Source organism: Chloroflexota bacterium (genome assembly GCA_009840355.1).
Taxonomy (GTDB): domain Bacteria; phylum Chloroflexota; class Dehalococcoidia; order Lucifugimonadales; family JADFKI01; genus Bin90.
The window spans coordinates 116,465-136,626 of sequence record VXNZ01000014.1; the positions used below are offsets into that span (position 1 = coordinate 116,465).

The following is a 20,162-nucleotide window of genomic DNA, read 5'->3' on the forward strand; positions in this document are numbered from 1 at the left end:
GTATTCAATTGGGTTGAGTTCGCTGAGTCGAAATCGGCACTATGCCGTCGCGTACTTGCGACAGGCGGCGTCCATCACTTCGATGGTGTAATCAATGTCGTCTGAGTCGATGCCGTAGTGTGTTACGAACCGCCAATTTGGTGTTGGCATACCGCCCTTGACACCGTGTCTGTTGATTTCCTGCTGTATCAGCGCCGGGTCGCCGTCCGTGATGGTGAAGAACACGAGATTCGTGGGCAGCGCGTCCGGGTCGATGTCAATGCCGGGTATCTGCGCCAAGCCCTGGGCCAGTCTGCGCGCGTTCGCGTGGTCGTCGTTGAGACGCTCAACCATGTTGTCCAGCGCGACAATACCGGCGGCTGCGATGACGCCGACTTGCCGCATTCCACCGCCGACCATCTTGCGCCACTTTCGCGCCTCCCGCACGAATTCTTCGCTGCCGCAGACGACAGATCCTATTGGGCAGCTTAAGCCCTTGGAAAGGCAGAAACTCACGCTGTCCGCGTGCTTCACTAGCTCAGTAACCGGCGTCTCCAGTGCCACCGCCGCGTTGAAAATGCGCGCGCCATCAAGATGCAGTGGGATGCCGTGCCTGTGCGCGATGTCCGCTACGGACTTCGTGTCGTCTGCGGTCAACGGCGCGCCACCGCAGGCGTTCTGCGTATTCTCAAGGGCGATCAGCGCCGTGCGAGTGAAATGCTCGTTCGGTGGCTTAATAGCGGCTTCAAGCCGGTCGAGGTCGAGCATACCGCGATGGTCGTTGGGCAGCGGGAAGTATGCCACGCCACCTAGTGCGGAAGCGCCGCCGGCTTCGCTGCGGAAGATGTGCGCTTTGTCTCCGAGAATTATCTCGTCGCCGCGACCGGCGTGCGCGAGAACGGACACGAGATTGCCCATAGTGCCGCTCGCGACGAAAACCGCCGCCTCTTTGCCTAGCCGCTCCGCCGCCATCGCTTCCAGGCGATTAAGCGTCGGGTCATCCCCAAAAACATCGTCGCCGAGTTCGGCTTCCGCCATCGCACGGCGCATTTCTGGTGAAGGATGGGTTACTGTGTCGCTGCGAAGGTCAACTTCTCTCACTTGGGCTCTCCTCTCCCGTCTGTTTTCCGTCAATTCTAGCAGATAGCGCTACTCCGTGTGCATCCTGCTTGTTCGGTCTATCGATGCAAATTTGCCCGCCGCGCTTGTCAAATACCGCCGTATTCCCCTAAACTTTAGATGCAAAATTTCAATGAGGACTTGCGAATAATATGGCGGCAACTCAGCACGATTTAATGTTCCCAAGCGGAGAATTGGCGATAGAAGGCACGCTGCATCTGCCTGATGGCGAAGGGCGATTCCCCGGCGTGGTGATATGCCACCCGCACCCGCAGTACGGCGGCGATATGTACAACGTGATCGTTGCGACATTGGCGCATGCGCTTCCGGAAATCGGCATTGCCGCATTACGTTTCAACTTTCGCGGCGTGCAAATGAGCGAAGGCGCGTACGACGGCGGCTACGGCGAGATCGAAGACGCGGTAGAAGCGATGAACTACATGGCGGTCAGCGACGGCATCGACGCCAGCCGGCTAGGTATCGCCGGATATTCGTTCGGCGCTGCGGTCGCAATCGCAGCCGCCGCGCGCAGCAATATCGCGCAGGCGCTGGTCAGCATCGCCTGCCCGTCGCGTGTGTTCAATGAGATGAGCGCACAGGAACTCCTGCTGCCCAAGCTGCTGATGCTAGGCGAGCACGACCACGATTTTCCAGCGCAGCAATTTAGGTTCATGGCGCGGCGTTTCACCGACCCGAAAGATGTCGAGGTCATACGCGGGGCGGACCACTTTTTCGGCGGGCATGTCGCAGAAGTTGTGCAGTTGACGACCGATTTCTTCGAGAATTGGCTTGTCGCAGAGCGGGGGCAGCAGCTTTGATGCGGCAGACCGCCATCTCCTTCAGCAGCAAGCGTGTAACGCTAGAAGGCGTGCTCGCAATTCCCAAAGAGTTGCCGCAGCCGTACCCGGCAATAGTGATGTGCCACCCGCACCCGTTGCTTGGCGGCAATATGGACAGTCCTGTGGTTGCCAGCGTCTGCCGCGCGGCGAGCGAAGCGGGATTCGCCAGCTTCCGATTCAACTTTCGTGGCGTTGAAGGCAGTGAAGGAGACTTCGAGAACGGCGATTCTACTCACGAGGACATCAAGGCAGCGTTGAATATCATACGCCGCTGGCGGGGCGTTGACCGTAAACGAATGGCGCTCTGCGGCTACTCATTCGGCGCAGGCGCGATACTGCGCGGGTTGCGGCACTTCAAGTCGGCTCACGCACTCGCACTCATCGCGCCACCACTGTCCACCGTTGAAGAATCGCGCATCGTAAAGGACAAGCGCCCGAAGTTGTTCGTCGTGGGCGAGCACGACCGTCTGGTATCATCCGTAAGATTGCAGCGCGCGTTGGACGGCGTTCGCGAGCCTGTGCAATTCCGCGAGGTTGAAGGCGGCGACCACAGCCTAGCCGGACGCGAATGGGAAGTTGCTGACGAAGTGGTGGCGTTCGTCTCACAAGTATTTGGCGTTGACTGACAACGAAATCTTGGACTGCATGGACAGTCGAGTTGGGCAAGATTACTCGCTGTCCGACCAGAACAATACCGACAAAATTCAGAGCAAGATTGGCAAATAGGAGACGATAGTGTCAGAGCAGAAATATCGAAGTGAACGGGACTCTATGGGCGAGTTTCAGGTACCGGCGGAGGCATACTACGGCGCGAACACGATGCGCGCGGTGCTGAATTTCCCCATCAGCGACCTGCGATTTCCGCGCTCGTTCATCGGCGCGCTTGGCTTAGTCAAGCAGACCGCGGCGCAAGTGAACGCCGAACTAGGTTTGTTGGAGGACGCACTTGCCGATGGCATTACGCAGGCTGCGCAGGAAGTCATGGACGGCGACTTGGATGATCAGTTCGTGGTGGACATATTTCAGACCGGCAGCGGCACATCCACGAACATGAACGTGAACGAAGTCATTTCGAACCGCGCCATCGAGCTGATGGGCGGGGTAATCGGCTCGCGCTCGCCCGTTCACCCCAACGACCATGTGAACATCGGACAGTCGTCTAACGATGTGATACCGACAGCAATACACCTCTCTGCGCTGCTTACTATCCACGACGACCTCATCCCCGCGATGCAGCAATTGCAGGAAGGGCTGGAGCAGAAAGCAGAAGAGTTCATGCCCGTGATAAAGACGGGCCGCACACACCTGCAAGACGCCACTCCCGTTCGCCTAGGGCAGGAATTCCGCGGATACGCCGGGCAGATAGAGCGCGGCATCGAACGGCTGCGTCACGCCGAACGGGAGTTGGGCGAAGTCGCGCTAGGTGGTACCGCAGTTGGCACGGGCGTCAACACGCATCCGGATTTCGCCGGTCGTGTGTGCGCTCGGTTGTCGGATATGCTGGGCGTGGAAGTGCGCGAGACGACGAATCACTTCCAGTCGCAGAGCACGCTGGACAATGTGGTGGAAGCGAGCGGTTCGTTGAAGACGGTCGCCGTCAGCCTGATGAAAATCTGCAATGACATTCGCTGGCTTGGCTCAGGTCCGCGCGGCGGCATCGGCGAGATTGAACTGCCCGAAGTGCAGCCGGGAAGCTCGATTATGCCTGGCAAAGTGAACCCTGTGATACCGGAATCCGTGTGTCAGGTGGCGGCGCATGTAATCGGCAACGACGCGGCAATCGCCGTGGGCGGGCAGTCCGGCAATTTCGAGATAAATGTGATGATGCCGGTCTGCGCTTACAATCTGCTGCAGTCTATAGACTTGCTCGCGGCGGCAGCGCGAAACCTCGACGAGCAGTGCATTCGCGGCTTGAAGGCGACCAGCGCAGGACCTGACATGGTTGAGCGCGGACTCGCCATCGTGACCACGCTCGTGCCGCACATCGGCTACGACGCATCCGCCGCTATCGCCAAAGAAGCGCAGGCAACCGGCAAGACCGTCAAGGAAGTCGCCATCGAAATGACCGACCTATCCTCCGAGGAACTAGACGACACCCTAGACCCAAGCGGCATGACCGAACCAGGCCTATCCGCAGGCGGCGTGTCTGTGGGGTAGGGTTAGCACGATGGGTATGTTGGGCAGGATAGACAGGATTGGATGAAGTCTATCTCGTCTTGGCGCGTCTTCACCTGTCCGTCTAGGCGGGCTTCCAGCAGGTCGTGAAGCAGTTCGCCGATACGGGGACCCTGGGGTACGCCAAGCGCGACTAGGTCGTCGCCGTTCAGGACAGGCTTGATATGTCGCAGCTCGTCCTGATAGAGCGTCAGTCGACGCCCAACAATGCCGTTCTCTTCGCGCAGAGAGCAGCCTAGTATCGCCGTCTCGTGCAGCGTGTTCAGCCGCGCGTAAATCTCGCTGCGGCTGAACACATCGATCGATGAGTCGTGCCGGAGGCGGGATTTTGCCAAGCCGGTGTCTGTCATTATCTGTGCCAAGCGTGAGGGCAAGCGCAGTCGCTGAATGAAGGCGGCTTTGTCGGCAACGGCAAGGTCATAAGCGAGAATGGACAACAGCAGCGCGGGCTTGTCGGCATAGTCGCCGGCGGCGGCGCGGCGCAGGGCTTCCAGGGTGCTGGCGTCGAGCGTTATGCCGCGATTGATGGCTTGCAACGCACCGAGACTGTGCAGCATTTCGAGTATCGATACTACCCTGTTCTCACGCAGCGTTCGCAGGAATTCGTCGCGCAGTCTCGCGCCGGAAATCGTGCCTATATATGCGGTGTCCCGCATTGCAAGCTGCTCGGTATTTGCGTCGAGCCTGAAGCCGAGCCGCACAGCATAACGTGCCGCCCTTAATATGCGCGTGGCGTCGTCCGCAAAACTGTCATCGCGCAGCACGCGGATGACACCATCCCGTAGGTCATCCATGCCGTGCAGCGGATCGTGCAGTTCGCCCCAACTTTCCGCGTCCAGCGAGACCGCCATCGCATTGACGGCGAAGTCGCGCCGCTCTAATTCTTGGCGCAATGTGCCGGGCGATACGGTGGGCAGCGCACCCGGCTGCTGATATGTCTCCTGGCGCGCCATCGCTAAGTCTAGGCGCCTGCCGGATTCTTCAACAGCGAATGTGTTGAATTGCGACCGGGCGACGACCACACCGCCTAGTGCGTCTGCCATGTTCTGCGCAATAAATGAAGTCAATCGTACGACAGTGATGTCGATGTCGTGGACGGGCAATCCCAGCAGCGCATCGCGGACCGCTCCGCCGACGAGGTAGGCTTCGACACCGTGCGAATAAGCGACCGCCCCTATGGCAGACAATTGGCGCAGCGAGATTGTGTCAAGCTGCGCCTCCAGTATATTGGCGATGTTCGACACGCCGGACCTACGGCTATTCGGATGCTGCGGCTACTTTTGCCTTGAACGCCGCCGCGCCGCTGCCGACCCACGCCTGCCAGCCGGTCATCATGAACTTGACGCCCAGCCCGAGATAATGCTCCACATTGTCGTCAGTTACGAGCGAACCGGCAGTGCGCCCGGACGCGACAATCTTCTGCAGAGCGCCGTCAATCGTCGCCGTTACTTCCGGATGGTCGATGCCGCCAAGGTGTCCCATCGACTGCGCGAGGTCGCTTGGCGCGACGAAAAAGACATCAATGTTGTCCACTGTCAGAATCTCGTCGAGATTGTTGACCGCCTTGATGTCCTCGATGAGCACGATGACAAGCGTCTCATCGTTCGCCTTGTAGATGTAGTCCGGGTCTCCGTAGCCTTGCCTACTGCCGAACATGCCGCGGTGCCCTACCGGAGCGAACTTGGCGGCGTCCACGACCGCGCGCGCATCTTCGGCCGTATCGACATGTGGCACGACGATGCCCTGCGCGCCCACATCGAAGGTGCGGTAGATGATGCCGGCATTGTTGCGGTTCACGCGCACGACCGACGTCATATCCCACAGGTCGCAGGCGCGCGTGAGGTCCGGAATGTCCGCGAAGTCGTTCGGCCCATGCTCGGCTTCGATCCAGATCGCGTCAAATCCGAACTGCCCGAGAAAGTCTATGATGTGCGTGGAATTCAGCCCGGATATACATATGGTCGGTTCTCCGCGCTCTAGCTTGTGCTTTGCAGTATTCGTTCGCATTCTTTCTAATCTCCCCATTACTCGAATCTGTGACTCCGTGCCGCCCGTGCGCACGAACGTGAAGTTACCCTTGCCGTGCACATTATAGCCTTGCGCGGCGGCCGTTGTCAGTAGTCGGCGCTGAAGTGATAAGATGCTGCGAGATTCGCAAATCTAAAATCAAACCGTAAGACTGGCTAGTACAGGCGGTCAGCAAGCGCGTTTATACCGATTCGAAGAGGATAAAGCATGCCGGGCGAGTTCAACTTCTGTAATAGGTGTGGCGCGCCGTTGTCGGAGCGCTTCATCGAAGGGCGAATGCGGCCGCAATGCGACAACTGCGGCAATATCATCTTCCTGGACCCGAAAGTCGCTGCGGTGGCGATAGTGGTGGACGGCGACGGGCTTGTGATGGTCAAGCGCGGTGTCGAGCCGGAGTATGGCAAATGGGCGTTCCCATCCGGCTATGTCGATAGAGGCGAGGTCGTGGAAGCGGCGGCAGTACGCGAAGTAAAGGAAGAGACCGGGCTGGATGTCGCGCTGGACAGGCTCATCGGTGTGTACTCGCTGGATGGCTACCCAGTCGTGCTGGTCGTGTATTCGGCGCATATCGTTGGCGGCGCGGTGGCAATCGGGCACGACGCGCTCGACGTGCGCACATTCCCTCTTGACGACCTGCCGCCATTGCCATTCCCAAACGACTACCGGATGCTGCGGGATTGGCAGGGCAACAGTTAAGCGTATGGCGCAATGCCGCCCTACTCTGCTTGTATATGGGTTCAGTGGCGAACAAAGGGCTGCCATCGTGTATAATCGCGAAAATCGAAAATGAAGTGGCTGTTTGACAGCATTCTCACATCACAGGAGGTTTGGCGTGAAGTACGATTACATCATCATCGGCGCGGGCTCGGCGGGTTCGGTCTTGGCGACTCGCATTACTGAGAGCACCGACCGCTCGGTATTGTTGTTGGAGGCGGGTCCGGACTATGTGGATATTGAACACCTGCCGGACAGCGTCAAGCAAGGTAACAATCCATGGCATTCAGCCTACGGCCCGGACGCGCACAGCTGGAACTACGAAGCGAGCGCGACGCCGGGGCGCGAACCGTTCATCGTGCCGCGCGGCAAGGTTACGGGCGGCTCAAGCGCGATTAACGGGCAAGTGTTCTTTCGCGGCATCCCGGAAGACTATGACGAGTGGGCGGAACTCGGCAATGGCGAATGGTCCTTTGTGAACTGCTTGCCCTACTTCAACAAGAGTGAAACCGACCTGACATTTGGCGGGGACGACTTTCACGGCTCTGACGGACCGATACCCGTCAGGCGATATGAGCGCGAAGATGTGAACCCAAGCGCAAAGGCGTTCTGGGCGGCATGCGTCAATGCGGGCTTCCCTGAGACGATGGACCAGAATCACCCGGAATCTACCGGGGTCGGTCCGCGTCCGCTCAACAACATCGACGGTGTGCGGATGAGCACGGCGCTGACATATCTGTCGCAGGTGCGGCACAAGCTCAATCTGACGATTCGCGGCAATGTGATGGTTCATCGGATACTCTTCGAGGGCAAGCGCGCGGTGGGCGTGCAAGCCGAAAGCGGCGGCGAGGCGTTCAGCGTGTACGCTGACGAAATTATACTGAGCGGCGGTGCGATAAACTCGCCGCAGACGCTGATGTTGTCGGGAATAGGCCCCGTCGAGCACATCAAAGAGGTGGGCATAGAACCCCTGCATGACCTGCCCGGCGTGGGACAGAACCTGCGTGATCATCCCTCCACATTCATCCCTTATAGCACCACATTGGAACTGGCGGACATCAACACGCCGTCCATTCAGGTTGGGATGCGCTACACAACGCCGAACTCCATACATCGGAACGATATGCAAATGTCTCCCATCCTCTTGACAAGCGAACACAGACCATCGAATGTGCAACTCACTGATGATGGCACATTCACCGGCTTTAGCGTAGCGCTGCAAAAAGCGGTAACGGCAGGGACGCTACGGCTCGCGTCGGCAGACCCCAATCAGCAGCCGCTGCTGGACTACAACTACCTGAGCGACGCATGGGACAAGGAGCGCATGCGCGGCGCGGTGCGGCAGTGCGTTGAAATCGCCCAAAGTCCTGAGTACGCGGACATACTCGTAGAACGCCTGACACCTTCCGACGAAGAGCTGCAAGACGACGACACGCTCGACGCATGGCTGCTGGCAAATGTCGGCACGCAGCATCACTCATCCGGCACCTGCAAGATGGGTCCTGCGTCCGATGATATGGCGGTGGTGGACCAATACTGCCGTGTATATGGCATCGACGGGCTGCGTGTGGTGGATGCGTCTGTCATGCCCGATGTAGTGCGCGCCAACACGAACGCCACGACAATCATGATCGCAGAGCGAGTCGCACAATGGATTATCGACGAGAGCTGATACGATAGGCGGTTATAGGTATTTTGCGATGCGTCAACGAAGTATGCGTCCATCGTCGCTACCGCTAATCGTCGCTCTGGCATTGGCGGCAACAGCGTTGGCAATGACAACGGCGTGCGCAGATAGTTCCCCGGCGGTGGAAGCGCTGGAAGCGGAGGCGGCGTACACGCGCGGGGTGGAGTTGCGCGAAGACCGCCAGTTGCAAAATGCCCTCCGCGAGTTCAACGAGGCGCTGCGGCTAAATCCGCGCTACGCTGAAGCGTACGCGGCGCGCGCGTCCGTGTACTACGAATTCGGCGATGAATCGAACACCATATCAGACCTAAACTCGGCACTTCGCCTGAATCCGGAAGTCGCGGAGGCGTATTATTATCGCGGTCTGATCTACATCGACAGAGGCAGAAGCGATGATGCCGTAACCAATCTTACAAAGGCATTGCAACTCGCCCCCGATTTCACCGACGCATACTACAACCGTGCTCGTGTCTATTTCGCGCTGGAAGACTTAGATGCTGCGCTTGGCGACCTATCGTCAGCGCTTGAGATAGAGGCAGATGCGGCGCGGCTGTATTACTTGAGGGCGCAGGTGCACCTGCTCGCCGGCGATACGGAGCGCGGTATCTCCGACATCGAGCGCACGCTGGAATTGACCAATGACGAAGCGCTCGCCGCGCGTGCCAAGGAGCTGCTGGCGCTGCTGCGTTAGCCTAGCCAGATGGCGGCGCATCAGTTGGGTGTCAGAAGAAACATGGCGGCGCGTGCTAGTATTCATCGTTCGACAACGGGCACGGAATTTCGACACGCGCCCAAGCGGCTTACTGATATTGTCGCCATGTCTGAGACTTCGTGTCAGCGACGCAGTGGCATGGTGGCATAGCGGAATTCTGCGCGAGGAGGCAGCGTGCGATCACGACAGGTGCGGGCTTCGCTGCTTGAAATCCGCGTATTCGGCATAGAACTAGGAAGCATCGGCTGGCTGCTCGCCATGTCCACGATGTTGTTCGTGCTGCTCTTCCCCTTTTCCAGCTATGTCGCCGCGCTGCCCATCATTCAAGAGGAGTGGAGCCTCAACAACACGCAAGCAGGCGCGATATTTTCCGCATATCTGGCCGGATTCGCAGTGTCCGCGCTGGTCGTGGTACCGCTGACGGACAGACTCGGCTCAAAGCGCGTGTTCGTCGCGTCCACATCGATCTCAGTCGTCGCGAATGTGTTGTTCCCGCTGGTCGCCAACGACGCAATTACCGCATCAATACTTCGCGCACTCGCGGGGCTTGGCCTGGTCGGCGTGTACAATCCCGGCATGCGCATAGTCGCAGAGCGGTTCGCCCATAGAGGTCGAGGCTTCGCAGTCGGCACATTCGTAACATTCTTCTACGCGTCCAACAGCGTATCGCTCACGCTGACCGGCATATTGCTGGCGTGGTTCGAATGGCGAGACGCTTACCTGATAATGTCAGCTGCAAGCGGCGCGAGCGTGGTCATGGCGTTTCTCGTGCTGCGCAATCACAAGTCACAGTCGGTGAGCGGTTCAACCGGCAGGCTGGACATATCCGTGCTCAAGAACAAGGCGGCGCGGATATACATCACGGGTTATTCGTTGCACGCGGCGGAGCTGTACATCGTGCGCGTCTGGCTGCCCGCGCTCTTGGCAGCGGCTCTCATCGCGCGCGGCGAGGACGAACTGAACGCAGCAGTAGGTGCCGCGACTATCGGCGGACTCGCAATGGCAAGCGGTGCAATCGGGCCTGTGATGGGCGGCACGATGTCCGATCGATTCGGCAGAGCGGCGTCCGCGTCCGTGATTTTCGTGCTGAGCGGCGTGTGCGCGGTGGCGGTCGGCTGGATGGTAGGTCTGCCCTTGCCGCTGATAATCGGCGTATCGATAGTATTAGGCTGGGCGATTGCCGCGGACTCGGCGATCTATTCGACGGCAGTAACCGAAGTTGCAGAACCGACGCGGCTAGGCTCTACAATGGCAGTGCATTCCTTCGTCGGTTTCATGGGCGGCGTCGTGGGACCGGTGCTCGCGGGAGCGGTGCTAGATGTGTCGCCCGAATCTTTGAAGTGGGGGCTGACTTTCTCTGCCACAGGCTTGCTCGCGATCGTGGCGATTATCGCAATGCGCGGTATGTGGCGATTGCCGACAATGCCTTCGCCAGGGTCCTCCTCAGACTAGACTGCCTCCACACTAGGAATTGGCAAGTGCGGGAAACCCGCTGCCGCAGCCGAAACTGAATCTTGTGAATTGTTTCACGCTCAACTATAATTGTGGGTAAGCGCGTGCGCAACCGGCCCGAAGTGCTATCTGAGCCAGCCGCAAACGCAGCAAACTATCCCCGATTATTGATAAATCCGCAGGGGGTACCTCCCGACTATGAAGATTTACTTCTGCCCTGAGTGCGGGGCATACGACTTTGGCGACGGCATTGTGTGTGCGGATTGCAACGAACCTATTCCAAACGACAGCTGGGCGGATGTGAGCGCAGACGAACTGGCGGAGTTGGACTTCGCCGAAGAGTACGAGCTGCCGCCGGGCTTGCCATCGTGGGAATACGAGGTGATAAGGCTCGAATCGATCGCGGAAGACGACAAGCAGAACTACGCGCTGCAGCTTCTCAACAGCATGGGCGACAAGGGCTGGGAGCTAGTCAGCATCGAAGCGCCACCCGGTCAAGGCACGACACGTTTCGGCGTCTTCAAGCGAGCGTGGCTGGACTATTTTTAAGTTCCCTGCTAAGTCTATTGCAACTCTAGCGTCATTGGCATCGCCTTACTAATGCCTGGCGATTCCAAGTATGACTGATGGATGTGCGCGTATGAATGCCTTGCTCCTATTCTTTCCCCAGAGGAAAGGGACAATATGAGCGGCGATTCAGTCTCTTGAAATTCGCGCTCGTTGTATTGCGCCCCAACTCACTACCCGCTCCGGCGCTATGCGGATGATGGCACAGCCGGGTTGCAGCATTACCTCGTACTGCGGATATTTCTTCCTTAGCAGCTTCTCCGCTCGCTCGCGTTCTTCGCCCTCTTCGCTGATTATATCCGCCCTGCCGCGTATCATCACATACGCGAGTTCGCTCCAATCTTCCGAGTAGTCGTCTATGACGATGGCGACTTGAGGGTTTTCCAGGATGTTGCGAATGCGCTTGAGCGCCCTGCCGCCCACACGCTTTGGTTTCAGGTCGATCGCTGAATAGATGCGGGCGCCGTCGAATGCAAAGCAAATCGGCACAGCGTACGGCGCGCCGCCCGCATCCGCAGTTGCGAGGCGGGCGACACGACGGTTTGCTACAAAATCCGAAACTTCCTGTGAGAACATCTACCTGTCCACCCGCCTTGCCTTGAATGCACTAGATGCCTTGCCAGACGCGCCGTCCGCCTTCGTGCACGAAATGCCCGAACCCGTTACCGGGGAAGTGCCCTGCGGATACCAGCGTTCCTTCCGATTCGAGCATGTCCATCACTGTGTGGCGGGTACGGCGCGACACTTCGGGATCCACATCGAACACAGGGCTCCAGTCTGTATAATGCGCCTGTGCCGGGCTATGCGCCACATCGCCTAGAATGTACGCACGCTCGCTGCCGGACGATATGACGATTGATATGTGCCCCGGAGTGTGCCCAGGCGTTCCCACTGCCGTCAATTCGTCCGTAATGCTGTAATCGTCGCTGCCGATGAGGTCAATGACATTCAAATCCTTCAATGGAAGCGCCTGCTCTTTGATGTGTTCTGCTGAATCTATGACTTCGGGCGATGTCCAATAATCCCAGTCGGCTTGAGTTGCTATGTATCGGGCATTGGGGAATGTCGGCTTGCCGTCCGTGAGATTCCAACCGATATGGTCAGGGTGCAAGTGCGTCAGTACCACAAGGTCAACAGCGGCGGGATCGATACCTTTCTCGCGCATATCGCTCATCAATGTGCAACCGGGCGCGTTCAGTCCTGTATCCACCACGATAAGCTTGCCGCCGGAGCGCACGGCGGTTGTGCCGAATCGCGGATGTATCAGCTCGCCGTCCAGCAAGTCCGGATACTCAGACTGCCACTGTTCGAGCGTGCTTGCGCGAAACACATCGAGCGGCTGCATGTCACCCTGCCCGTCCGTGAGTGCCAGCATCTCCACATTTCCCACCGTGATCGCATAGTCTGCCATAAGTCCCTCCTGCATTGCGTAATGCGCTTGCTTATGGTGTTATGATAGAGACCTAATGGTAACCTGAAACTGATACTGGTTCAATCAGGTGAGAATGGCAGGATTTGCGCTTTTTGACGCAGGCACGGCACTTGAGACATCTCAAGCACTGCTATCAGGTAATGAGACAGCAGACATCCAGAAGACAGAATTACGGAACTAACAGGGAGAGCAAAATGACACAGACACGGGAAGAAGTGCGGCTGACCGAGTTGGCGAGCTGCGCCGGTTGAGCGTCGAAGTTCAGTCCTAAGGACCTGGCGCAGGTGCTGCGTCAGCTACCGTCGATAACCGACCCTAACCTGCTCGTGGGCATCTCTACTGGCGATGACGCCGCCGTGTACAAGATGCGTGACGACATGGCTATCGTTTCCACGGTGGACTTTTTCCCACCAATTGTGGACGACCCATTCAAGTTCGGCGAGATTGCGGCGACAAACGCGCTGAGCGATGTTTACGCCATGGGTGGCAAGCCAATCATCGCGCTGAACATCGTGGGATTCCCCGTTGATCTGCCGCACGAAATCTTGGGCGAGATACTGCGTGGCGGCGCGTCAAAGGCGGAAGAAGCCGGCGTGCTCATCGTCGGCGGGCACACCGTTGACGACGCCGAGCCGAAGTACGGCATGTCGGTAACCGGCGTGGTGTGCCCGGGAGAGCAAGTTACCAACGCGGGCGCGCAACCGGGCGACGCGCTCGTGCTGACCAAACCGATTGGCACCGGCATCATCACCACGGCGGGCAAGCAAGAGCGCGTCAGCGCGGATACTCTGGAACGAGCGGTCGGCGTGATGGGCGAGTTGAATCGCAAGGCGTCCGAGGCGATGATGAGCGTGGGCGTAAACGCCTGTGTGGACATCACCGGCTTCGGGCTACTGGGACACCTGCGCCTAATCACAGAAGGCAGTGGGGTCGGCGCGCAAGTGAATGTGAGCGACGTGCCGGTAATCGAAGGCGTCACCGAACTATTGGAAATGGGTATAGCCCCCGGCGGCACGCACCGCAATCTGGAATCGTTGGGAGGCGTCGTGGATTGGCCCGACGACATCTCCGAGCAGACGCAAATACTGCTTGCGGACGCGCAGACATCCGGAGGCCTGCTAATGGCAGTAGCGCCCGCAAAGCTAGACGCGCTGCTCGTCGCGCTGTCAGACGCCGGTGTGCAGACCCGCGCCGTCATCGGCAAAATCGCCGAGCGCAGCGCAGACACGCCCGCAATATCGGTCGCGCCGTAATAGAGCGTCAGTTGCTTCACTCGATACTTAATGGTGTAGAGAATTACATCCTAGTTACGGCTGTGATTCTCTTCTCCTGTATCGGGTTGGCAGCGTGCAACACCACGCCGCCGGCAAACCAGTTCATCGCCCTACCTACCATACCGGCAATGTCAGATGCGCAAGCGGCAACCGCAACAGTCGTACGCGTTCCACCGAACACAGCAACGCCGCCTGCGCCGATACTCATTCGAGACTTGCAGCCACCAACGCCAACCACGGCACCGGCGGCGTTGTCAGCAAGCACCTCACCTGTATCAACAGCGATCACGCACACATCAACGCCCGTCCCCCTGCCAATACTCACGGCAACACCGGCGCCTTCGCCAACATTGACGCCACCCCACACACCGACGAGAACGGCGACACCGGCTGCCACTCCGACCATGGTCGCAACATCTACACCCGCGCATGTAAGTACGCCAGTATTTACCGCAATTCCTGTTACCTCTCCGACAGAAGCAGCCGTGCTGTCAACCGCGCACGTCCAATCGGCTGCGTCAATTACAAGTACGCCAACTACGGTATCTACGACAATTCCGACTACGACAGTTTTGTCATCCGCCACCATAAACCCAACACCTACACCCACGGCAATACAGCACACTTCAACTCCCATTTCCACTCCCACCAACACCGCGACAGCGACATTCACAGCGACAGCAGCACCTACTGCAACCGCCACGCATACGCCTGTGCCAGCGCACTGCAAAGTCAAGGGCAACATCAATATGGACAGCGGCGAGCGCGTTTACCACACGCCGGATAGCCCTTGGTACGTCCACGCCGAAATCGACACGAGCGCCGGCGAAAGATGGTTCTGCACGGAACAAGAAGCCCGAGACGCAGGCTGGCGAGCACCGAAACGGGCACAGCCCGAATCTACGACAACAGCAAATGCAGTTTCACCAGCCGCCTGCAACAAAGTCGTGAACGTGAACACCGCCGGATTAGACGATCTGAAAACACTACGCGGTATCGGACACGTTAAAGCGCAGGCAATCATCGATTACCGAAACGAACAGGGCGACTTCAAGAGCATTAGCGAATTAGACGACGTGCCCGGCATCGGAGAGAAAACGCTGGAGAAAATAACACCTTGCGTCGTCCTACGTTAACAAGGCGACTAAGTCTGAAGAACCCAAAGAACTGGTAAACTGACATACTGACATACCAGTCCATCGAAATCACTATCCCACACCGCACCGCTTTGGTATCGTTGAAAGAACCTCAAAACTGGAGAGAATCGCGTGATAGTCAGAGATAGAATTGCCGAAGTGGTGAGGCAGGCGCTGGACGCGGCTCAGGCCGCGGATGAACTGCCATCAGTCGAGGTCGAAGACATTGCGGTAGAGCGGCCGCAAAATGTGGAGCATGGCGATTTCGCCACCAGCCTGCCCCTGAAGCTGGCGCGTCCAATGCGAATGAATCCGTTGGAGATAGCGGAACGGCTGGCATCGCATCTGCCGAACGGCGGACAGGGCGAGGGACTGCTGCAATCCGCCACAGTCGCACGGCCGGGCTTCATCAACTTCGCGCTCAATCATGAATGGTTGCAGGCACAAGTCGAGGCGATCCGCGCGGACGATGCTGACTACGGCAATATCGACGCAGGCGGCGGGCAAAGCGTGCAGATTGAGTTTGTCAGTGCGAACCCGGTCGGGCCGCTGCTCATCTCGCACGCGCGCGGCGGTGTCATTGGCAGCGCGCTCGCGAACATACTCAGGGCGGCCGGCTACGACATTACGCGCGAATACTACTTCAACGACGCCGGCGCACAGATCGGGCACTTCGCGCGAACGCTGCACACGCGCTATCTGCAGCGCGCCGGACGCGACGCCGAGCTGCACGAAGACGGCTATCGCGGCGAGTATATGATTGACCTCGCAGCCGAAATATATAACGAAGAAGGCGAGCGGTTCTTGGACGCGCCGGAAGACGAAGCGCTTACGGAACTCGGCGAGCTGGGCGTCGCCAAATTCATGGCGCGTATCCGTGAAGACCTCGTTATGCTGCGCATCGAATTCGACGAATGGTTCAATGAGCGAACGCTCTTCGTTGACGGCCAATACGAGCGCTCTATGGACTTGTTGCGCGATAATGGGTTCGTAACCGAGCATGAGGACGCCGTGTGGTTCGCATCCACGCTGCTGGGCGACGACAAAGACAAAGTACTGGTGCGCAGCAACGGCATACCGACATACTTCGCGTCAGACGTAGCATATCACTACAACAAGTTCTTCGAGCGAGAGTTCAACCGCGTCATCAACATCTGGGGCGCAGACCATCAAGGGCACGCGCTGTTCATGAAGGCGTTGGTCGCCGCGCTGGGAATGCCTGAAGACAAACTCACGCTGATTATAAACCAGCTGGTTACCCTAAAGCGCGGCGGCGAGACGGTGCGGCTGTCCAAGAGATCCGGCGACATTATTACCCTACGCGAGGTGATTGACGAAGTTGGCGCGGACGCCTGCCGCTACTTCTTCCTGTCGCGGGCGGCGGACAGCCAGATGGAGTTTGACCTTGAGTTGGCGAAGGAGCAGTCGCAGGAAAACCCGGTCTATTACATCCAGTACGCGCACGCGCGAATCGCCAGCATACTGCGTCTCGCGGAAGAGCGCGGCATAGATTACGCGGACGGCGATGTTTCGCTGCTGTCACACGATGCGGAACTGGCGCTCATCCGCAAGATGCTGGAGCTGCCGGAGCTTATCGGCATGATGTCGCGCAGCCTAGAAGCGCACCACCTGCCGCACTACGCCACTGATTTGGCGACCGCGTTCCACTGGTTCTACCAGAATTGCCGCGTCGTGTCCGGCGTCGAAGGCGAAGCGGCGATTAGCAAAGCGCGGCTGAAGCTCGTAGATGCCGCCCGAACTGTGCTCGCGCGCTGCCTCGGCCTGATGGTGATGGACGCACCAGAGAAGATGTAAGTTAGTTGTCAGTCATCAGTGGACAGTTTTCAGTCCCTCCATCGGGACAGATACTGGTAACTGAAAACTGATAACTGACTACTCCAAGTTTCCTTGCGCCTTGTACTTCGCGGTCTTTTCCATATAAACATCGCAGTACCACTTCATCTTGGCGAGGTGGCGTTCGCCGACCTCGCCAAGCACCTTGCCCGGCGAGCCGACCACCAGCGAGCGCGGCGGAATCTTCACGTTGTCCACAAGCATCGTGCCGGACGCAATCAGGCTGTACTCACCAACTTCTACTCCGTCGTTGAGAGTCGCGCCATTGCCGATGACTGCGCGGTTGGCGACATACTTCGCGTGGCAAAGGACCTTGTGCCCAATTGTTACATAGTCGCCGATTTCCACATCCGCGTCGCCGTGCACGACCGAATTGTCCTGGACATTCGTGTGCTTGCCGATGACAATCTTGCCCATATCGGCGCGCACGATGGCGCCAGGCCAAACGCTCGACCCTTCGCCAATCTCGACATCGCCAATCACATAAGCAAATTCGCTGATGAATGCCGTGGGATGGATTTTGGGGGTTTTGTCTCCCAGGGTTCGTATCACTTAGTTGCTCCTTATTCTCGCCAATGGTTTCAGTCAATGTTCCATGCCCAGAGTGAAGAGCATTGCGACATCGAGCTGGCGCATTTTGTCAGGGCTGATTGTGCCGATGCGTCGCAGAAGAAAATCCTTGTAAACCGCCAACGTGACTGCGTATCGTGCTCGCAGTCAAGTATGTCATATCGACGGGTACGGGACAATGGCAGCAGCATGCTTAAGCGTCGGCATATTGCGCGGATGCGCCCCCGCATGGTAGCCTGAATCCGTTGCAGAGAGCGTTCAGACTGCGCCAAGTTGGCGTAAGTCTGTATGCCCTATTTCTTTTCCCACAGCGATTTGGGAAGGCGTTAACGCGCCCCTGATTGGTCGCTGTGGGTAAAGCTCTCTGCAACGGACGCTGAATCCTAAACCATGAGGGGGCTTTTATCATGTGGATGGCTTTGGGCCTAACCAGCTTCTTGGTTGTACTAGCAGCACTTGTGGGGGCCATCGTCGGGCTGGTTATCGGCATTGCTCGCAAGCGATGGAAGGTGTTGAAATGGAGCGCAGCGGCCTGCGGTATATCTCTTTTACTACTTATAGTTGCAGTGGCATTGGATGGGGGCTTCGATGACTCTGGGGACGCCCGTGCATCAAATCCGTCCATGCCTGTAAGGTCTTTTGAGGAACTCAAAGCCGACGCACAGACTATCTCATACCGAGAATTGTTTAGGAACAGTGAGCAATACGAAGGCCAAAGTTTCTACTTCAGAGGTGAAGTGGTTCAAGTAGTGGAAAAAGGTAGAGACAAGTACGACTTGCGTATCAGACTAGGCGATATATTTGACGATGAAGTCGTTTATCTCTCTGGCTATGAAGGTCAAAGACTTCTCGAAGACGATATTATAGAGTTTGTAGGCGAGTCCATAGGATTGCTCACCTATGAAGCAACTTTCGGAAACAGGATAACAATACCGCAATTGAAAGCGCTGTCCGTAAGGCTTGTGTCTGGAGGTTAAGACATTACTTTGCCCTTCCCCGCACCGCCGCCTTATACAACCCAATCATCCCTTGCTGCCGGCGGGCGTTCAATTTAACACCCTTATCGATGGCGCAAAGGCGGCGCATTTCGCGCGTCAATTCGTTGTCCTGCAACTTAGGTGCTTTGGTGTATGCGTCGAGTGCCGCTTGTGCGAGGCTGTCGTCGCCGCGAGTATTGCCGTAGGCGTGCAAGCACGGCAGCGCGACATTTACCACAATGTCACGAGCGCGTGCCTTGCCGATATACGGCGGGTGTTCCATTCGTGCATTCAATTGCCTGATTCCACCATCGACTAGCGAAGCAATGAACGCTTCCGTCAACCCGACATCAAGGCATGCGTCAAGTAGATGTGCCGCGCCAGTTATCCGGCGAACCGGATGATTGGGAGGGCACACGCGGAACAGATTCCAGTCGCGCTTGGCAATCGGTTTAACTCTGGGCAGACGTTTTTGCATGCGGCTCAATTGCTCGCGTTCTTCAACCTCTTGTACGAGATGAATCAATCCGGATGCGCCAAACAGCATCGCCTTCAACGCGAGCAGCCGCACAGATTGCGGCTCATCCCGCAATGCTGCAAGCGCGCTGTACGGCACACGCCGGGCGAGTTCGAGGAACGGCTTGCGATTCGTGGAGTAGCCAAGCGCTTCCATCAAGCCTTGATACAGAGTTTCGTCAACGCCAAGCTCGCGCATTTCCAGCCGAAAACCGTGGCTCTTGGCAAGAAATCGTGCGTCTCCCGACGCATCGAGCGCCGCGCCAATATCGGCAGATTGTCGTAATTCTTCGATTGCGGGGATGCCGAGCGATGCATGATCGTCCGCCGATTCCAAGCTTGAGGCGACGGTCTGGAGAGCGGCTACCGGCACGTCTATACCGGACTGCAGGAGAGTGTCTGTGTGTCCCTTGGGCGAGAACACCACATGCAGGACGACGCCGTTGTAATTGGCGTCAAACTGGTGTCCATGGTGGTACCAGCCCGGCGCAGTCGTGTGCAGTTCGATGTCGCCGGTTAGCGTACTGCCGTCCTCTTTGAGAAGCACCGCGTCCCGGAAGTCCGGACCGGCGCCGGAGCTCTGCCTGCCGGGGTAAATCACACGCAGACGCCTGCCACCTTCCGTAACCAGCGCATCGGCGAGAGTATGCGCGCGACTCCACAGCGATGCGAGCGCAGATTCGGAGTACTCGGCCGGTCGTTCAGTAAGTGCAAGCATGGCGGCGCTATCCGCTGTCCCCGCGCTCTAGGCATTCGTGGCAGACACCGAACAATGCGATGTGATCGATGTCCGGTTGAAAGCCGTAGTCCGCCATTATGTCCGCCCCGATGTTCTCCCAGTACTTGTGGTCGAACAGCACCACCTTGTCGCAGGCGCGGCAGATAAGGTGATGATGCCGTACTTGGTTTATCCACTCGTATCGGTACTCGCCTCCGCCCATATCAGTCTCCGACACCAGCCGCATCTGTTTCAGGACGCCCAGTGTGCGGTACACGGTGGACACATCCATGAACGGATACGACGTCTTCACCTCCCCGTATATCTCGGATGCCGTGAGATGGAGTTAAGATTGGCGTATGGGGGGGGGCGTGGTGAGGGCGGTCTGGTGTGCGGGTCGGCGGGGGCGGGGG

20 protein-coding genes are annotated in these 20,162 nt (G+C 58.1%); 12 read left to right on the forward strand and 8 right to left on the reverse strand.

Features of this window, described 5'->3' with window-relative positions:
• Positions 1–39: 39 nt before the first annotated feature.
• Positions 40–1,080, reverse strand: a complete 1,041-nt coding sequence (gene ltaE, locus F4X57_04130; protein ID MYC06348.1) for a low-specificity L-threonine aldolase — start codon at positions 1,078–1,080, stop codon at positions 40–42.
• 170 nt (positions 1,081–1,250) lie between these two features.
• Here ltaE and F4X57_04135 point away from each other — a divergent pair, with 170 nt between their 5' ends.
• The 3 genes from F4X57_04135 (at position 1,251) to F4X57_04145 (ending at position 4,094) form a co-directional block, all read left to right on the forward strand.
• Positions 1,251–1,916: a prolyl oligopeptidase family serine peptidase gene (locus tag F4X57_04135; protein ID MYC06349.1), complete on the forward strand. Its 666-nt coding sequence runs from the start codon at positions 1,251–1,253 to the stop codon at positions 1,914–1,916.
• Positions 1,916–2,563: a hypothetical protein gene (locus tag F4X57_04140; GenBank protein ID MYC06350.1), complete on the forward strand. Its 648-nt coding sequence runs from the start codon at positions 1,916–1,918 to the stop codon at positions 2,561–2,563. Before F4X57_04135 ends, F4X57_04140 begins: the two co-directional genes overlap by 1 nt.
• Before the next feature lie 109 nt (positions 2,564–2,672).
• Positions 2,673–4,094 (forward strand): class II fumarate hydratase, encoded by a 1,422-nt coding sequence (locus tag F4X57_04145; GenBank protein MYC06351.1) that lies wholly within the window; start codon positions 2,673–2,675, stop codon positions 4,092–4,094.
• Positions 4,095–4,096: 2 nt separating this feature from the next.
• Here the strand turns inward: F4X57_04145 and F4X57_04150 are convergent, their stop codons facing one another.
• Together F4X57_04150 and F4X57_04155 are read right to left on the reverse strand one after the other, a co-directional pair.
• Positions 4,097–5,356 carry a CCA tRNA nucleotidyltransferase gene (locus F4X57_04150; protein ID MYC06352.1) on the reverse strand — a complete coding sequence of 420 codons (1,260 nt, stop codon included), beginning with the start codon at positions 5,354–5,356 and terminating at the stop codon, positions 4,097–4,099.
• Between the two features lie 13 nt (positions 5,357–5,369).
• The gene (locus F4X57_04155) at positions 5,370–6,137 is read right to left on the reverse strand and encodes a hypothetical protein (protein MYC06353.1); all 768 of its coding nucleotides are present in this window, start codon (positions 6,135–6,137) and stop codon (positions 5,370–5,372) included.
• A 210-nt stretch (positions 6,138–6,347) separates the two neighbouring features.
• Here F4X57_04155 and F4X57_04160 point away from each other — a divergent pair, with 210 nt between their 5' ends.
• The 5 genes from F4X57_04160 (at position 6,348) to F4X57_04180 (ending at position 11,254) form a co-directional block, all read left to right on the forward strand.
• On the forward strand, positions 6,348–6,836 hold the full coding sequence (locus F4X57_04160) for an NUDIX domain-containing protein (protein ID MYC06354.1): 489 nt from the start codon (positions 6,348–6,350) through the stop codon (positions 6,834–6,836).
• A 136-nt stretch (positions 6,837–6,972) separates the two neighbouring features.
• Positions 6,973–8,526, forward strand: coding sequence for a mycofactocin system GMC family oxidoreductase MftG (mftG, locus tag F4X57_04165; GenBank protein ID MYC06355.1), 1,554 nt, complete (start codon positions 6,973–6,975; stop codon positions 8,524–8,526).
• 28 nt (positions 8,527–8,554) lie between these two features.
• Complete coding sequence (locus F4X57_04170; protein MYC06356.1) at positions 8,555–9,232, forward strand: tetratricopeptide repeat protein; 678 nt, start codon at positions 8,555–8,557, stop codon at positions 9,230–9,232.
• Between the two features lie 195 nt (positions 9,233–9,427).
• The gene (locus tag F4X57_04175) at positions 9,428–10,705 is read left to right on the forward strand and encodes an MFS transporter (protein ID MYC06357.1); all 1,278 of its coding nucleotides are present in this window, start codon (positions 9,428–9,430) and stop codon (positions 10,703–10,705) included.
• Between the two features lie 198 nt (positions 10,706–10,903).
• On the forward strand, positions 10,904–11,254 hold the full coding sequence (locus F4X57_04180) for a DUF4177 domain-containing protein (protein ID MYC06358.1): 351 nt from the start codon (positions 10,904–10,906) through the stop codon (positions 11,252–11,254).
• A 147-nt stretch (positions 11,255–11,401) separates the two neighbouring features.
• Here the strand turns inward: F4X57_04180 and F4X57_04185 are convergent, their stop codons facing one another.
• Entirely contained in the window at positions 11,402–11,848 is a 447-nt protein-coding gene (locus F4X57_04185; protein ID MYC06359.1) for a TIGR03668 family PPOX class F420-dependent oxidoreductase, read from the reverse strand.
• A 31-nt stretch (positions 11,849–11,879) separates the two neighbouring features.
• Positions 11,880–12,698, reverse strand: a complete 819-nt coding sequence (locus F4X57_04190; protein MYC06360.1) for an MBL fold metallo-hydrolase — start codon at positions 12,696–12,698, stop codon at positions 11,880–11,882.
• Between the two features lie 200 nt (positions 12,699–12,898).
• On the opposite strand from F4X57_04190, the gene selD reads away from it, so the two are divergent.
• The 3 genes from selD to F4X57_04205 all read left to right on the forward strand — a co-directional run bounded on the left by selD (position 12,899) and on the right by F4X57_04205 (position 16,929).
• The gene (selD, locus tag F4X57_04195; GenBank protein ID MYC06361.1) at positions 12,899–13,957 is read left to right on the forward strand and encodes a selenide, water dikinase SelD; all 1,059 of its coding nucleotides are present in this window, start codon (positions 12,899–12,901) and stop codon (positions 13,955–13,957) included.
• Between the two features lie 11 nt (positions 13,958–13,968).
• Complete coding sequence (locus tag F4X57_04200; protein ID MYC06362.1) at positions 13,969–15,114, forward strand: ComEA family DNA-binding protein; 1,146 nt, start codon at positions 13,969–13,971, stop codon at positions 15,112–15,114.
• Between the two features lie 132 nt (positions 15,115–15,246).
• The gene (locus tag F4X57_04205) at positions 15,247–16,929 is read left to right on the forward strand and encodes an arginine--tRNA ligase (protein MYC06363.1); all 1,683 of its coding nucleotides are present in this window, start codon (positions 15,247–15,249) and stop codon (positions 16,927–16,929) included.
• A gap of 78 nt (positions 16,930–17,007) precedes the next feature.
• Here F4X57_04205 and F4X57_04210 read toward each other — a convergent pair whose 3' ends face one another.
• Positions 17,008–17,520, reverse strand: coding sequence for a gamma carbonic anhydrase family protein (locus tag F4X57_04210; protein ID MYC06364.1), 513 nt, complete (start codon positions 17,518–17,520; stop codon positions 17,008–17,010).
• Positions 17,521–17,945: 425 nt separating this feature from the next.
• On the opposite strand from F4X57_04210, the gene F4X57_04215 reads away from it, so the two are divergent.
• Positions 17,946–18,515: a hypothetical protein gene (locus F4X57_04215; protein MYC06365.1), complete on the forward strand. Its 570-nt coding sequence runs from the start codon at positions 17,946–17,948 to the stop codon at positions 18,513–18,515.
• A 4-nt stretch (positions 18,516–18,519) separates the two neighbouring features.
• Here F4X57_04215 and F4X57_04220 read toward each other — a convergent pair whose 3' ends face one another.
• Both F4X57_04220 and F4X57_04225 read right to left on the reverse strand, forming a co-directional pair.
• The gene (locus F4X57_04220) at positions 18,520–19,749 is read right to left on the reverse strand and encodes a DUF2851 family protein (GenBank protein MYC06366.1); all 1,230 of its coding nucleotides are present in this window, start codon (positions 19,747–19,749) and stop codon (positions 18,520–18,522) included.
• 7 nt (positions 19,750–19,756) lie between these two features.
• Entirely contained in the window at positions 19,757–20,062 is a 306-nt protein-coding gene (locus F4X57_04225) for a transcriptional repressor (protein MYC06367.1), read from the reverse strand.
• Between the last annotated feature and the right edge of the window lie 100 nt (positions 20,063–20,162).

What these genes read in the sequence shown, in the direction of transcription:
- F4X57_04135 (MYC06349.1), top strand. Translation starts at nt 1,251, where the DNA reads ATGGCGGCAACTCAGCACGATTTAATGTTCCCAAGCGGAGAATTGGCG.
- F4X57_04140 (MYC06350.1), top strand. Translation starts at nt 1,916, where the DNA reads ATGCGGCAGACCGCCATCTCCTTCAGCAGCAAGCGTGTAACGCTAGAA.
- F4X57_04155 (MYC06353.1), bottom strand. Translation starts at nt 6,137, where the DNA reads ATGGGGAGATTAGAAAGAATGCGAACGAATACTGCAAAGCACAAGCTA.
- F4X57_04160 (MYC06354.1), top strand. Translation starts at nt 6,348, where the DNA reads ATGCCGGGCGAGTTCAACTTCTGTAATAGGTGTGGCGCGCCGTTGTCG.
- F4X57_04170 (MYC06356.1), top strand. Translation starts at nt 8,555, where the DNA reads ATGCGTCAACGAAGTATGCGTCCATCGTCGCTACCGCTAATCGTCGCT.
- F4X57_04180 (MYC06358.1), top strand. Translation starts at nt 10,904, where the DNA reads ATGAAGATTTACTTCTGCCCTGAGTGCGGGGCATACGACTTTGGCGAC.
- F4X57_04185 (MYC06359.1), bottom strand. Translation starts at nt 11,848, where the DNA reads ATGTTCTCACAGGAAGTTTCGGATTTTGTAGCAAACCGTCGTGTCGCC.
- F4X57_04190 (MYC06360.1), bottom strand. Translation starts at nt 12,698, where the DNA reads ATGCAGGAGGGACTTATGGCAGACTATGCGATCACGGTGGGAAATGTG.
- F4X57_04215 (MYC06365.1), top strand. Translation starts at nt 17,946, where the DNA reads ATGTGGATGGCTTTGGGCCTAACCAGCTTCTTGGTTGTACTAGCAGCA.
- F4X57_04220 (MYC06366.1), bottom strand. Translation starts at nt 19,749, where the DNA reads ATGCTTGCACTTACTGAACGACCGGCCGAGTACTCCGAATCTGCGCTC.